This is a genomic window from Streptomyces sp. NBC_01306 (assembly GCF_026340465.1).
Classification (GTDB): domain Bacteria; phylum Actinomycetota; class Actinomycetes; order Streptomycetales; family Streptomycetaceae; genus Streptomyces.
In genome coordinates this window covers 694220-706569 of the sequence record NZ_JAPEPC010000001.1, presented here as the reverse complement: position 1 = coordinate 706569, position 12350 = coordinate 694220, and the positions used below count along the sequence as shown (strand labels likewise).

The 12350-nt window shown below is 68.5% G+C and carries 13 protein-coding genes and 1 riboswitch; of the genes, 9 read left to right on the top strand and 4 right to left on the bottom strand.

Going from position 1 to position 12350, the window contains the following annotated elements:
- Positions 1 to 15 precede the first annotated feature (15 nt).
- Positions 16 to 906, bottom strand: coding sequence for a 2-hydroxy-3-oxopropionate reductase (locus OG385_RS03110; RefSeq protein ID WP_266851604.1), 891 nt, complete (start codon positions 904 to 906; stop codon positions 16 to 18).
- Positions 907 to 941: 35 nt separating this feature from the next.
- Entirely contained in the window at positions 942 to 1763 is an 822-nt protein-coding gene (locus tag OG385_RS03105; protein WP_266851603.1) for a TIM barrel protein, read from the bottom strand.
- A gap of 125 nt (positions 1764 to 1888) precedes the next feature.
- Here OG385_RS03105 and OG385_RS03100 point away from each other — a divergent pair, with 125 nt between their 5' ends.
- The 7 genes from OG385_RS03100 (at position 1889) to OG385_RS03070 (ending at position 8002) form a co-directional block, all read left to right on the top strand.
- The gene (locus tag OG385_RS03100; protein WP_266851601.1) at positions 1889 to 2149 is read left to right on the top strand and encodes a hypothetical protein; all 261 of its coding nucleotides are present in this window, start codon (positions 1889 to 1891) and stop codon (positions 2147 to 2149) included.
- Entirely contained in the window at positions 2146 to 2523 is a 378-nt protein-coding gene (locus tag OG385_RS03095) for a helix-turn-helix domain-containing protein (RefSeq protein ID WP_266851599.1), read from the top strand. Before OG385_RS03100 ends, OG385_RS03095 begins: the two co-directional genes overlap by 4 nt.
- Positions 2524 to 2740: 217 nt before the next feature.
- Positions 2741 to 3310, top strand: coding sequence for a 2-oxo-4-hydroxy-4-carboxy-5-ureidoimidazoline decarboxylase (gene uraD / locus OG385_RS03090; protein ID WP_266851598.1), 570 nt, complete (start codon positions 2741 to 2743; stop codon positions 3308 to 3310).
- 5 nt (positions 3311 to 3315) lie between these two features.
- Complete coding sequence (uraH, locus tag OG385_RS03085; protein WP_266851597.1) at positions 3316 to 3705, top strand: hydroxyisourate hydrolase; 390 nt, start codon at positions 3316 to 3318, stop codon at positions 3703 to 3705.
- Positions 3706 to 3712: 7 nt separating this feature from the next.
- Complete coding sequence (gene pucL, locus OG385_RS03080; protein ID WP_266851596.1) at positions 3713 to 4636, top strand: factor-independent urate hydroxylase; 924 nt, start codon at positions 3713 to 3715, stop codon at positions 4634 to 4636.
- Positions 4637 to 4810: 174 nt separating this feature from the next.
- Positions 4811 to 6196: an 8-oxoguanine deaminase gene (locus OG385_RS03075; protein WP_266851595.1), complete on the top strand. Its 1386-nt coding sequence runs from the start codon at positions 4811 to 4813 to the stop codon at positions 6194 to 6196.
- A gap of 456 nt (positions 6197 to 6652) precedes the next feature.
- Positions 6653 to 8002, top strand: coding sequence for a nucleobase:cation symporter-2 family protein (locus tag OG385_RS03070; RefSeq protein WP_266860586.1), 1350 nt, complete (start codon positions 6653 to 6655; stop codon positions 8000 to 8002).
- 109 nt (positions 8003 to 8111) lie between these two features.
- Here the strand turns inward: OG385_RS03070 and OG385_RS03065 are convergent, their stop codons facing one another.
- Positions 8112 to 9038 carry a chitosanase gene (locus OG385_RS03065; protein ID WP_266851594.1) on the bottom strand — a complete coding sequence of 309 codons (927 nt, stop codon included), beginning with the start codon at positions 9036 to 9038 and terminating at the stop codon, positions 8112 to 8114.
- Positions 9039 to 9305: 267 nt separating this feature from the next.
- Between OG385_RS03065 and OG385_RS03060 the strand changes: the two genes are divergently transcribed.
- Together OG385_RS03060 and OG385_RS03055 are read left to right on the top strand one after the other, a co-directional pair.
- Positions 9306 to 9989, top strand: a complete 684-nt coding sequence (locus tag OG385_RS03060; protein ID WP_266851593.1) for an alpha/beta fold hydrolase — start codon at positions 9306 to 9308, stop codon at positions 9987 to 9989.
- 116 nt (positions 9990 to 10105) lie between these two features.
- Positions 10106 to 10200, top strand: a riboswitch (TPP riboswitch).
- Positions 10192 to 11589: a cytosine permease gene (locus OG385_RS03055; RefSeq protein ID WP_266851592.1), complete on the top strand. Its 1398-nt coding sequence runs from the start codon at positions 10192 to 10194 to the stop codon at positions 11587 to 11589. Its footprint overlaps the riboswitch before it by 9 nt.
- Before the next feature lie 15 nt (positions 11590 to 11604).
- On the opposite strand, the gene OG385_RS03050 is transcribed toward OG385_RS03055, so the two are convergent.
- Positions 11605 to 12225: a TIGR03086 family metal-binding protein gene (locus OG385_RS03050; RefSeq protein ID WP_266851591.1), complete on the bottom strand. Its 621-nt coding sequence runs from the start codon at positions 12223 to 12225 to the stop codon at positions 11605 to 11607.
- Positions 12226 to 12350 lie beyond the last annotated feature (125 nt).

Below are 12350 nucleotides of genomic sequence, written 5' to 3'. Positions count from 1 at the left end.
GGGTGGAACTTGGTTTCAGACCTGCGAGCCGGACAGCCGCTCGACCGAGCGCAGCAGCGCGGAGTGGTCGAGGCCGCCGTCGCCCTGGGCGCGCAGCGAGGCGACCAGCTGGGCGACGACCGCGCCGACGGGCAGCGCGGCGCCGACGTTGCGGGCGGCGTCGGTGACGATGCCCATGTCCTTGTGGTGCAGGTCGATCCGGAAGCCGGGCTTGAAGTCCCGGTTCAGGAAGTTGTCCTTCTTGCGTGTCAGGACGGTCGAACCGGCCAGGCCGCCGTTGAGGACGTCGAGGGCGGCGTTGAGGTTCACACCGGACTTCTCCAGGAAGACCACGGCCTCGGCGCACGCCTGGATGTTGACGGCGACGATCAGCTGGTTGGCGGCCTTCACCGTCTGGCCCGAACCGTGCGGACCACAGAGCACGATGGTCTTGCCCAGTGCGTCCAGGATCGGCTTCGCGGCGTCGAAGTCGGCCTGCTCGCCGCCGACCATGATGGAGAGTACGGCCTCGATGGCACCGGCTTCGCCGCCGGAGACCGGGGCGTCCAGGACGCGCAGGCCCTTCTCGCCGCCGGCCTTGCCCAGATCGACCGAGGTCTGCGGGGTGATCGACGACATGTCGATCAGCAGCGCGCCCGCCTTGGCGTTCTCCAGGATGCCGTCAGGACCGTACGCGATGGCCTCGACGTGCGGCGATGCGGGCACCATGGTGATCACCACGTCGGCGTCGCGCACCGCTTCGGCGATCGAGGACACGGCGGTGCCGCCTGCGGCGGCGAGCCGGTCCAGCTTGTCCTGCTCCAGGGTGTAGCCGGTCACCGAGTAGCCGGCCTTGATCAGGTTCTCGGACATCGGGGAGCCCATGATGCCGAGGCCGATCCATGCGACCTTGGGGAGATTGCTCATGCGGGGGTCCTCTTTCAACACGCGGGTGGAGATGGTCAGTTGGGGAGCCAGCCGAAGGCGTCGGCGCTCGGGCGGTCGCCCGGCTTGTACTCCAGGCCGACCCAGCCGTCGTAGCCGGCCTTGGTCAGCCGGTCGAGCAGGTCCTCCAGCGGCAGCGAACCCGTACCGGGCGCGCCGCGGCCGGGGTTGTCCGCGATCTGCACGTGGCCGGTCTGCGCGGCGTAGGTGTCGATGACCTCGTTGAGGTCCTCGCCGTTCATCGACAGGTGGTACAGGTCGAGCAGGAACTTCGCGTTCCCGAGCCCCGTCAGGGCGTTGACCTTGTTGACCACGTCGATGGCCGCCGGAGCGCTCACCAGCGGGCAGAGCGGCGACTCCGGCTTGTTGAGCGCCTCGATGAGCAGGATCGCGCCCACCCGGTCGGCGGCGCGGGCCGCTACCGTGAGGTTCTCCAGGGCCAGCTCGTCCTGGACCGCCGGGTCCACACCTTCGACGCGGTTGCCGTACAGCGCGTTGAGCGCCTTGCAGCCGACCGATGCGGCGAAGTCGGCCGCGATGTCGATGTTGGCGCGGAAGCGGTCGGACTCCTGGCCGGGGACGGAGAGCGCGCCCCGGTCCGGGCCGGGGAGGCGGCCGGCGTAGAAGTTGAGACCCACCAGCTGGGTGCCGGCGTCGTCGAGCGCCTTTTTGAGCGCGTCGAGCTCGGCCTGCGGAGGGGTGGGGGTCTCGATCCAGGGCCACCACAGCTCGACCGCGCTGAAGCCGGCCGCGGCGGCGGCCGCGGGACGCTCCAGAAGCGGGAGTTCCGTGAAGAGAATCGAGAGGTTCACATCGAAGCGCTGGTCCGTGTAGCCCATAAGGCGTTCGGCGCTCCTTCCGTATTGCGGAAGTTACTTTCTACTTGATGGAAGATTGCCTGCCGTCCTGGTCAGCTGTCAAGTGGGCCTGCCTTTTTTCGTCACTCGCGCAGTAGGTTGTGCGCGTGCGATTGAGAGTGGAATTCACGACGGAGCCCTTTGACCTGGACGATGCGCCGCCCCACGCGGTGGTCGCCCGGGAGGTCATCCAGGCTGCCGAGCTGGACGCGGTGGACGTCGGGCCGTTCGGCAACACCGCCGAGGGCGCGTCGGACGCGGTGCTGACCGCGGTGGACGCGCTGCTCCGCCAGGCCCTGGGCGCGGGCGCCACCCGGGTCTCCCTCCAGGTGAACGTGATCGGGCAGGACGGGGAGGACCAGAAGTGACCGAGCCGGGAGACCACCCCCTTGTCGCAGCGGTGAAGCCGCTGGCCGATGCCATGGGGGCCGAGATCCTCGTACCGGACCAGGCGAGGGAGGACGACGTCGTGCTCGCCTGGGAGGGGGTGGACGTCCTGGCCGTGCGGCTGCCGCAGCTCTCGGACTCCCTGGACCACATCCTGGCGGCCCTGGAGCGCCGGCACGGGGTGCCGCTCTCGGAGCTCGACCGCAAGACGAAACAGGCCGTGGTGCGGATACTGGAGGGGCGCGGTGCCTTCTCGGTACGCCACGGCGTGGAGACGGTGGCGGGTGCGCTCGGGGTCAGCCGCTTCACCGTCTACAACTACCTGAACCGGGAAAACGTCGCCAAGAGTGACTGAGCCCGTGACTGGGCCCGTGACCGGGCCTTGTGATGACTGAGCCGTGCCGTGGCGGGCGATGCAGGCCCCGTCACGTCCGACAGCCGCCGTCCGGGATGCCGGGCGGCGGTTTTTGTCTCACCAAGTTTTCAACAAAGTGTTGACGTGGTGTTTCCGAGGGCGTTAGCTATCCGCAGCCCGTCCAGCACAAGGCCCATACAAGGCCACGGAGGTCCCCGTGACTTCGAGTCCAGAGCGCTTGCCGGGGGAGAACCCCGGAACCCCCGAGGGTCTCGCCCGGTTCAACACCCTGCGGGACAGCGCGGCGCAAGCCGTGCTTCACGAGGTCTGCGCCAGTTCGGTCTGGGGGAGCAAAATCCTCGCCCAGCGCCCCTACGCCACAGCTGAAGCCCTCTTTCTCGCCAGCGACGCCGCCACGGCCGAGCTGACCGCGGAAGATCTGGCCGAGGCGATGGCCGGGCACCCGCCGATCGGGCGGCCGAAACCCGGAGACCCGACGTCCTCCCGTGAACAGCGGGGGATGGCCGGGGCCACCGAGGAGCTCAAGGCCGAGATGCTCGAACTGAACCTGGCCTACCAGGAGAAGTTCGGACATGTCTTTCTGATCTGCGCGACCGGTGCCACCGGCGAGCAGATGCGCGACGCGATGCAGGCCCGGTCCGGCAATACGCCCGAGCAGGAGCGCGCGATCGTGCGCACCGAACTCGGCAAGATCAACCGCATCCGGCTGAATCTGGTCGCAGCGGCCACCGCGGAGAACGCGGCGGCCGCGGAAGAAGGAGAGTGAAGGCCTTGAGCACGCAGACCACCGCTTCGGTGTCCACGCACATCCTGGACACCAGCGTGGGACGCCCCGCCGAAGGTGTCGCCATCTCGCTCGCGGCCCGCAGTGGCTCCGGCGAGCAGTGGACGGCACTGGGCGGATCCGCGACCGACGCCGACGGGCGCTGCAAGGACCTGCCGGCTCTGCCGGAAGGAACAACCCACGTACGCCTCGATTTCGAAACCGAGGCGTACTTCTCCAAGAAACAAGCCGAGGCACAGCAGGACGCCCCCCGCGTAAGGGACAGCGGCGCTTTCTTCCCGGAGGTGGCGATCACATTCGCCGTCGTCCCGGGTGAGCACTTCCACGTACCGCTGCTGCTCAACCCGTTCGGCTACTCCGTATACCGAGGGAGCTAGCAACGTCATGCCCACGATTCTCGGCCAGAACCAGTACGGCAAAGCAGAGAACCGCGTAGTCAAGATCACGCGGGACGGCGACACCCACCACATCAAGGACCTGAACGTCTCGGTCGCCCTCTCCGGTGAGATGGACGACGTCCACTACTCCGGTTCCAACACCAGCGTCCTGACGACCGACGCCACCAAGAACACGGTGTTCGCGTTCGCCAAGGAGCACGGCATCGAGTCCGCCGAGCAGTTCGGCATCCACCTGGCCAGGCACTTCGTGACCACCCAGGACGCGATCCACCGGGCCAGGATCCGGATCGAGGAGTACGCCTGGGAGCGCATCGCGACCTCCGACGCCAGCTCGCAGTTCATCGGCGCCGACGACGTGCAGCACTCCTTCGTCCGCAAGGGCCAGGAACTGCGCACCACCGAGGTCACCTTCGACGGGGAGAAGTGGCAGGTCATCTCCGGTCTGAAGGACCTGACGGTGATGAACTCCACCAACTCGGAGTTCTGGGGATACGCCAAGGACAGGTACACGACGCTCAAGGAGACCTACGACCGCATCCTCGCGACCGCGGTCTCCGCCAAGTGGCGCTACAACTGGAACAACGACGCCGACCGGATGCCGAACTGGGACAAGTCCTACGAGCAGGCGAAGAAGCACATGCTCCAGGCCTTCGCCGAGACGTACTCGCTCTCCCTGCAGCAGACCATGTACCAGATGGGCGCGCGCATCATCAACAGCCGCAGCGAGATCGACGAAATACGGTTCTCGCTGCCGAACAAGCACCACTTCCTGGTGGACCTGGAGCCCTTCGGGCTCAAGAACGACAACGAGGTCTACTTCGCGGCCGACCGCCCGTACGGACTCATCGAGGCGACCATCCTGCGGGACGGCGCCGAGGCCCGTATCCCGGTGGACATGACCAACCTCTGAGACCCGACCGGTACGCCGTCGCCGGCCGCCTCAGCCGGCGGCGGCGTACCGGACCCGGACCCGACAGACAACTTCACTTCACCACTTCGGCACCCGGAGCCACGCGGCTGCGGCACTCAAATCCTCCTGGGGTCCTGCCGTGCCCACATCGCTACTGCGAGAGAAGGTATCCCCATGGCAGCAACGGCAGCCGCGCGCACGGTCATTGAGAACGTAGCCATCGCGACAGTCGACGCCCACGACACCGAGTACGCATCGGGCCATGTCGTGGTCGCAGGGAATCGCATCGAATCCGTCGGCGCGGGCAAGGCCCCCGACGGACTCACCGGCGTCGTACGCCGGATCGACGGCACCGGACACCTGGTGACCCCGGGTCTGGTCAACACCCACCACCACTTCTACCAGTGGATCACCCGGGGTGTGGCCACCGACCACAATCTCTTCAACTGGCTCGTCGCGCTCTACCCGACATGGGCGCGCATCGACGAGCAGATGGTCCGCTCGGCCGCGCAGGGATCCCTCGCGATGATGGCCCGCGGTGGTGTCACCACCGCGATGGACCACCACTATGTCTTCCCGCAGGGCTCCGGCGACCTGTCCAGCGCCGTCATCGGCGCCGCCGCCGAGATGGGCGTACGGTTCACGCTGGCCCGCGGATCCATGGACCGCAGCAAGAAGGACGGCGGGCTGCCCCCGGACTTCGCCGTCGAGACCCTCGAAGGCGCGCTCGCGGCCACCGAGGCGACGGTCGACCAGCACCACGACGCCTCGTTCGACTCGATGACCCAGGTCGCCGTCGCCCCCTGCTCGCCCTTCTCCGTCTCGACCGAACTGCTCAAACAGGGTGCCGAGTTGGCCCGCCGCAAGGGCGTACGCCTGCACACCCACGGCAGCGAGACCGTCGAGGAGGAGCAGTTCTGCAAGGAGCTGTTCGGGATGGGCCCGACCGACTACTTCGAGTCGACCGGCTGGCTCGGTGACGACGTGTGGATGGCGCACTGCGTCCACATGAACGACTCCGACATCGCCGCCTTCGCGCGCACCGGGACCGGCGTCGCCCACTGCCCGTCGTCCAACGCCCGTCTGGCGGCCGGCATCGCCCGTGTCCCCGACATGCTCAAGGCCGGCGTGCCGGTCGGCCTCGGGGTCGACGGCACCGCGTCAAACGAGTCCGGCGAGCTCCACACCGAGCTGCGCAACGCCCTGCTCATCAACCGCCTCGGCGCCCACCGCGAAGCGGCCCTCAACGCCCGTCAGGCGCTGCGCCTCGGGACGTACGGCGGAGCCCAGGTTCTGGGCCGTGCCGCGGAGATCGGTTCGCTGGAACCGGGGAAGCTCGCCGACCTCGTGCTGTGGAAGATGGACACCCTCGCCCATGCCTCCATCGCCGACCCGGTGACCGCGCTCGTCTTCGGCGCCGCGGCCCCCGTCACCCTCTCCCTCGTCAACGGCAAGCCCGTCGTCGAGGACAACCACCTGACCACGGTGGACGAGGACGCCATCGCCCGCTCCACGCGGGACGAGGCCCGGCGCCTGGCGCAGATCGCCGCGCAGGCCTGACGTCCGACAAGCTCCGGCCGGGGAGGACGGTCCCCGGCCGGCGGCCGCGAACCCGAGCGGGGTTCACGGCAGCCGTGACCGGGGGGTGTGTGCCCAGAGTGCATACGCCCTCCGGGGCGGTGACGTACCCGGAAGCCACCCCCGGAACCCCCGTGCCCCGCCCGGTACTTGACCGAGAAACGCAGCAGTACCGCCCGCCCCCACCCCTCCCGCAGCCGCACCTGCATTCCGCACCACCTCCCTGACACCCACGTCACCGCTGACGTGTACCCGACCGGAGGAGCCGCCGTGGCCGCCGAGCCCAGGTTTCGCACTGATGCAGCAGAAACAGCCGCCGACACCGAATCGACCGGAGCCCCCGGAGCGACCTCCGAGGACCCCGGCACCACCTCAGCGGGACAGGGAGAGACCTCCGCGAAGCACCATCCGGTCGACGAAGTCCTTCCGCCCGTCAAGATGTTCAGCAGCGGCCTCCAGCATGTGGCCGCCATGTACGCGGGAGTTGTCGCCCCGCCCATGATCGTGGGCCCCGCCGTGGGGCTCAACGCCAAGGAGACCGCTTTTCTCGTAGGGGCAAGCCTCTTCACCGCGGGTATCGCCACCCTGCTCCAGACCCTCGGGTTCTGGCGGGTCGGTTCCCGGCTGCCGTTCGTCAACGGTGTCTCGTTCGGCGGCGTCAGCCCGATGATCGCCATCGGCAAGGGCCGCGGGCACGAAGGCATCGCCGTGATATTCGGCGCGATCATCGTGGCGAGCGTACTGGGGTTCATACTCGCCCCGTACTTCAGCAAGTTGCTCCGCTTCTTCCCGCCGGTCGTCACCGGCACCGTGATCACCCTCATCGGGGTCTCGCTGCTGCCGGTCGCCTTCGGGTGGGCGCAGGGCACCCAAGGGGCGGCGAACTACGGTTCGATGAAGAACATCGGCATGGCCGCTCTCACCCTGTTGATAGTCCTGGCCCTGCGGAAACTGCTCCGCGGTTTCCTCCAGCAGATCGCCATCCTGCTCGGTCTGGTGGTCGGTACGCTCGTCGCGATACCGATGGGCATGACCAGCTTCGACGCGATGCGCAACGCCGACCCGGTCGGATTCCCGACGCCCTTCCACTTCGGCGCCCCGCAGTTCGAGATCTCCGCCATCATCTCGATGTGCATCGTGATGCTGGTCTGTATGACGGAGTCGACCGCCGACATGCTGGCGCTCGGCAAGGTCGTCGGGCGCCCCGCCGACGAGCGGACCATCGAGGGGGGTCTGCGAGCCGACACCCTCTCCAGCCTGATCAGCCCGTTCTTCAACAGCTTCATGGCGAGCGCCTTCGCACAGAACATCGGCCTGGTGGCGATGACCAAGGTGCGCAGCCGGTACGTCGTGGCGACCGGCGGCGGGATCCTGATCCTGCTCGGTCTCTGTCCGATGGCCGCGGCGGCGATCGCACTCGTACCGCTGCCGGTGCTGGGCGGTGCCGGGATCGTGCTCTTCGGCTCGGTCGCCGCCAGCGGTGTCCAGACGCTGGCGGGCGCGGCCATGGAGAAGGGCGAGAACGCCCTGATCGTCGCGACCTCGCTGGGTATCGGGCTGATACCGATCGCGGCGCCGGACTTCTACCACGCGTTCCCGAAGAACGTGCTGGTGGTGCTCGACTCGGGCATCTCCACGGGGTGTGTGGTGGCCATCGTGCTCAACCTGGCCTTCAACCATCTCGGGCGCAAGAAGGGGCCCGATGCCCTGGAGACGGTGAACGAGCCGTCTGTCGACGACAACGCGACGCAGCAGGCCGTCGCCAAGGCGGCAGCCGCACTGCACTGACAGTGGTGTGACTGACGATGGCATGACATACGGGGCGCGTTCCGCATCGCTGGTGCGGAACGCGCCCCGCCGGTGTGCGCGGCCGGGCCCGCCGGGGTACGCCGGCCGGTCAGCTGATGCTGTACGGGTCCCCGTAGACCTTCCAGTTGAGCGGCGTGTGCAGGTCGAGATTGCCGTTCTTCAGGAAGACGCGCTGCTCGGTGTCGACCCGGCTGGTGTCGCTGTGGGCCTCCTCCTGCTGCATCGCCCACACGCGGGCGTCCAGGAAGGCGTTCAGATATGTGGTCTCGTTGCCGCCCTGGGCCGGGGTCTTGGCCTTGGCCAGCGCCCTCTTGCGGATGGAGCTGAAGCTGGTCTTGTCGTCGCCGTCACCGTGCATGACGATGGCGTCGTAGTAGGTGAACTGGCCCAGGACCCCGACGCCGTCCGCCTTGCCCTGCTTGACCGCCGGGTCGAAGTACACCCGGTCGCGCTCGTCGTTCTGCGCGGTCTGGAACGCGGTGTCCTTGGCCGCGGTCTTCCAGGCGCTCTCGAAGGCCGAGCCGAGGCCAGAGTGCGAGTCGCTGCCGTTGACCTTCTCCAGTGCGGGGAGGTACTTGGCGAGCGGGTTGCCCGGCTCGCGGTCGGTGTACAGCTTCACCAGGTCCAGCATGTCGCCGGTGCCCGAGCAGAACCCGATGATGCCGGCGGTGTAGCCGCGGCCGTCTCCTATGTCCTCGATGTACTTGTACTGGGCCTTCCAGTCCAGCGAGGAGTTCTCGGCACTGGAGACCAGCTTCATGGCGATCTCCTTCTTCGCCGGGTCGTCGAGTCCGGTCGCCGAGGCGGCGCGCTGCGCACTGTGCTGAGTGCCGTGCTGCGTGCCGTACGGCGAGCTGTGCTGCGTGCTGTGCTGTGTGCTGTGCGAACTCACGTGGTCCGCAGGGGCATTGGCCGCGTAGGCGGTGGCCGGTACGGCTACCAGGGCCAGGCCGAGCACGGTGCGCGTGATGATCCTCTTGTTGCGTCCAGCGGTGTTGCGGTGGGGGGCTTTCACCGGTCCTCCAAGGGGAGTTCATGCGTCGGCGTTCTGTTAGGAAGCTTTCCTATCAGCTGCCTCAAGGGCCGTACACCCCCTGGAGGGAAAGGAGTTGAGCGAATCAGATGTGTCCTGGACCGTTCCTGACCGCTGACCCGCTGGGTTGAGTCGGGATGACCGAGGATTGCACAGACTATTTTGCCTGATTGTGACTCCATGCGACCGGACCACGGCCGTGCGCCACGGCGGCGAAGGCACCGGCCCGAGCGCGGTAGCGTCTGCGGTATGGACGATCACTCAGTAGTCGATGTCGGCGACGTACGGCTCGCGTACCGCACCTGGGGCGACCCCTTCGGCGCGCCGGTGGTGCTGCTGCACGGTCTCGGCGGCTCGTCCGCGACCTGGGAGGACACCGGCCGGGCACTCGGACACGATTGGCGGGTGTACGCCCTCGACCTGCGGGGACACGGGGAGAGCGACTGGCCGGACGAGTACTCGTTCGAGCTCATGCGCGACGACGTGCTGGGCTTCCTGGACGAACTGGAACTGGACCGGGTCGGCGTCGTCGGCCACTCCATGGGCGGCGTCGTCGCCTATCTGCTCGCCCAGGAGCACGCGGACCGGGTGGAGCGGCTCGTCCTGGAGGAGACCCCGCCGCCTTACCCCAGGGAGGTGGCCGAGCCGGAGCACCCCGAACGACCCGTCGACTACGACTGGAACGTCGTGCCCGCCATCAAGAACGAGATCCGGGAGCCCGCTCCCGAGTGGGCCGAGCGGCTCGGCGAGATCGTCGCCCCGACACTGATCGTGACCGGCGGCCCGGACAGCTCCATGCCGCAGGACCGGATCCCCGACATGGCAGCGGGGATTCCCGACTGCCGGGTGATCACGATCCCGGCCGGCCACACCGTGCACGCTCTGGAGCCCGGACAGTTCTCGGCAGCCGTCAGCGACTTCTTCACCAGCTGAGCGGCGGGTGTGGGTGTTCGGCCTGGTGAACACGGAGACCTGACACCCGCCGCCGGCGTCCGCAGCCACGCACCCTCGCCATGGACAGCGTGGCGCCGCACGTTAGCCTTGCAGTCGTACCGGACACGGGGTGCCCCGCCCAGGGGCTGAGATCACACCCGCCGAACCTGAACCAGTTAGTACTGGCGGAGGGATGTCGCTCATGTCATTGCCACCTGCTCCCAGCAACGCGCCGGCCGCGGATGCCGGGTCCGTCTTCGACGGCCGGATGCCTGCCCAGCCCGGCGACTTGCGGATCGAGGCTCGCGGAATCGCGCCGGTGCCAGGACACCACCGGTACGGCGGCCCCGGCCGGCTCTTCACCGTGTGGTTCGCCCCGAATCTGACGATGACCGGCGTGTTCACCGGCACCGTCGGTATCGCGCTCGGTCTGGACCTGCCCACCGCGCTGGCCGCCGTTGTACTGGGCACCGTCATCGGCGCTGTTCCCACCGCGTACCTCGGAACGTGGGGCAGCCGCACCGGGGCAGGTCAGCTGCCGTTGGCCCGGCTCGCGTTCGGCCGGTCCGTCACGGTGCCCGGCCTGTTGCAATGGCTTTCGTCGGTCGCCTGGGACGCGCTCATCGGGCTGTTCGGCGGGGACGCGCTGGCCCGGCTCTGCGGCTGGCCGTTCTGGCTGGGTGTGCTGGTGATGATGGTGGGACAAGGGTCCCTCGGCGTACTGGGCTACGAAGCGATCCACCGGCTGCAGAAGCTGATGACCTTCGTACTCGCGGCGGCTTTCGTCGCCCTGGCCTTCAGGCTCCCGGACGGTGTCCATCCCGCGGCCGCCGGCAGCGCCCACGGCGCCGACCGTGCCGGTGCGTTCATCCTGACCAGCACCATCGCTCTCAGTCTGGCGCTGTCGTGGGCCCCGTACGCCAGCGACTTCAGCCGCTACCTGCCGCAGGAGACCTCCCGCCCGCGCATGTTCTGGTACACGCTCCTCGGCGTCAGCGTCTCCTTCGTGGCCGTCCAGTCACTCGGGTTGTGGGGAGCATCCGTCTTCACCGACCAGACCGCCCGGGGTGTCGACGGACTGCTGGGCGGCGGCATACTCGGGGGCCTGGGGCTGCTGGCCGTGGCGTTGGCCGCTCTGTGCAGCAACGCCATGAACGACTACAGCGGTTCGCTGGCCCTGCAGACCATCGGTCTGCGCATCCCGCGTCCGTTCGCGGCCGCTCTCGCCGCCGTACTCGGTTTCCCCCTGGTGCTGTGGATGCACGCAGCTGACACGGCCGCCCGCTTCCAGAACGTGCTGCTCTTCGTCGGCTACTGGATCCCCGGCTTCGTCGCCGTCGTCGCTGTCGACTGGTTCGCCAGGGCCCGCGACGGCGAACCGGTCGACCCCACCCTGGAGAGCGTCCGCTCCCGGTCGGGCCGACCCGCGCTGGTGGCATTCTGCGCCGCCTTCGCCGCGGCGATTCCGTTCATGAACACGGGCCTCTACACAGGTCCGGTGGCTGCCGCACTGCACGGCGCCGACCTCGCCTACTACGTGGCCTTCCTCACCGCGCTCGTCGTCTACGCACCCCTCAGGCTGCGCCGCCACCCGGCCTGATCCAGCCGGAAGCTCCTAAGGCTTCCAGTCAGGGCTGCGTCCGCTGAGCCCGATCACCCGGTCGAGGAACGGGGCGTCCTGCGGCACCTCGACAGCCGGGCCGAAGGCAGGCTCGCGCGCCACGCTGTCCGCCGGAGCGAGCAGCGCGTACGAGACGCCGAGGCTCGCCGGATCGGGCGCGTACCGCTGGCCGGTCGCGCGGGCCAGGTCCCAGCCGTGCACGACCAGTTCATTCAGTGCGATCCGCGCGGCCAGCGGGGCGGGGAGGGTGAATCCGCCCGCCTTGGTGTCGCCCTCCCAGGAGGCGGGGGAGTGCCAGGCCACGATCAGCTCTTCCAGCTGCAGGGGCAGCGCGGACCGCCAGTCCGCGGTCAGTTCGGGGTGGGAGCCGGTGCCCGGTTCCGTGTTGGTGTTCGGCCCGAACTCCTTCCTGGCCGCGTCGCGGAACGCCACGCTCAATCCGGAGATGTGGGCGATCAGGTCCCGGACCGCGAAGTCCGGACAGGGCGTGGGACCGCCCAGCTGCGCGTCGCTGACGGCGTCGGCGAGCTTCGCGATGTACCGGGCCGGGGGCTCCAGGTCGGGCCGGGCGTTGTCGGGTTCCTCGGGTGCATCCGTATGCGTGTCCGTGTTCATACCCTTCAGACCGGACCCGGTACGAGAACTCATCGGTCGGCGGGAAATCCCCTGGACTCCCCGGCATCCTGCCTGGTCGGGCGGGGGCGGGGGCGGTGACGTGATGCCGGCCCCCGTACCCCTGA

Excerpts from the sequence above, each read along its gene's own strand:
- OG385_RS03110 (WP_266851604.1), bottom strand. The coding sequence starts at position 906 with ATGAGCAATCTCCCCAAGGTCGCATGGATCGGCCTCGGCATCATGGGC.
- OG385_RS03105 (WP_266851603.1), bottom strand. The coding sequence starts at position 1,763 with ATGGGCTACACGGACCAGCGCTTCGATGTGAACCTCTCGATTCTCTTC.
- pucL (WP_266851596.1), top strand. The coding sequence starts at position 3,713 with ATGCCCACGATTCTCGGCCAGAACCAGTACGGCAAAGCAGAGAACCGC.
- OG385_RS03075 (WP_266851595.1), top strand. The coding sequence starts at position 4,811 with ATGGCAGCAACGGCAGCCGCGCGCACGGTCATTGAGAACGTAGCCATC.
- OG385_RS03070 (WP_266860586.1), top strand. The coding sequence starts at position 6,653 with ATGTTCAGCAGCGGCCTCCAGCATGTGGCCGCCATGTACGCGGGAGTT.
- OG385_RS03060 (WP_266851593.1), top strand. The coding sequence starts at position 9,306 with ATGGACGATCACTCAGTAGTCGATGTCGGCGACGTACGGCTCGCGTAC.
- OG385_RS03055 (WP_266851592.1), top strand. The coding sequence starts at position 10,192 with ATGTCATTGCCACCTGCTCCCAGCAACGCGCCGGCCGCGGATGCCGGG.
- OG385_RS03050 (WP_266851591.1), bottom strand. The coding sequence starts at position 12,225 with ATGAACACGGACACGCATACGGATGCACCCGAGGAACCCGACAACGCC.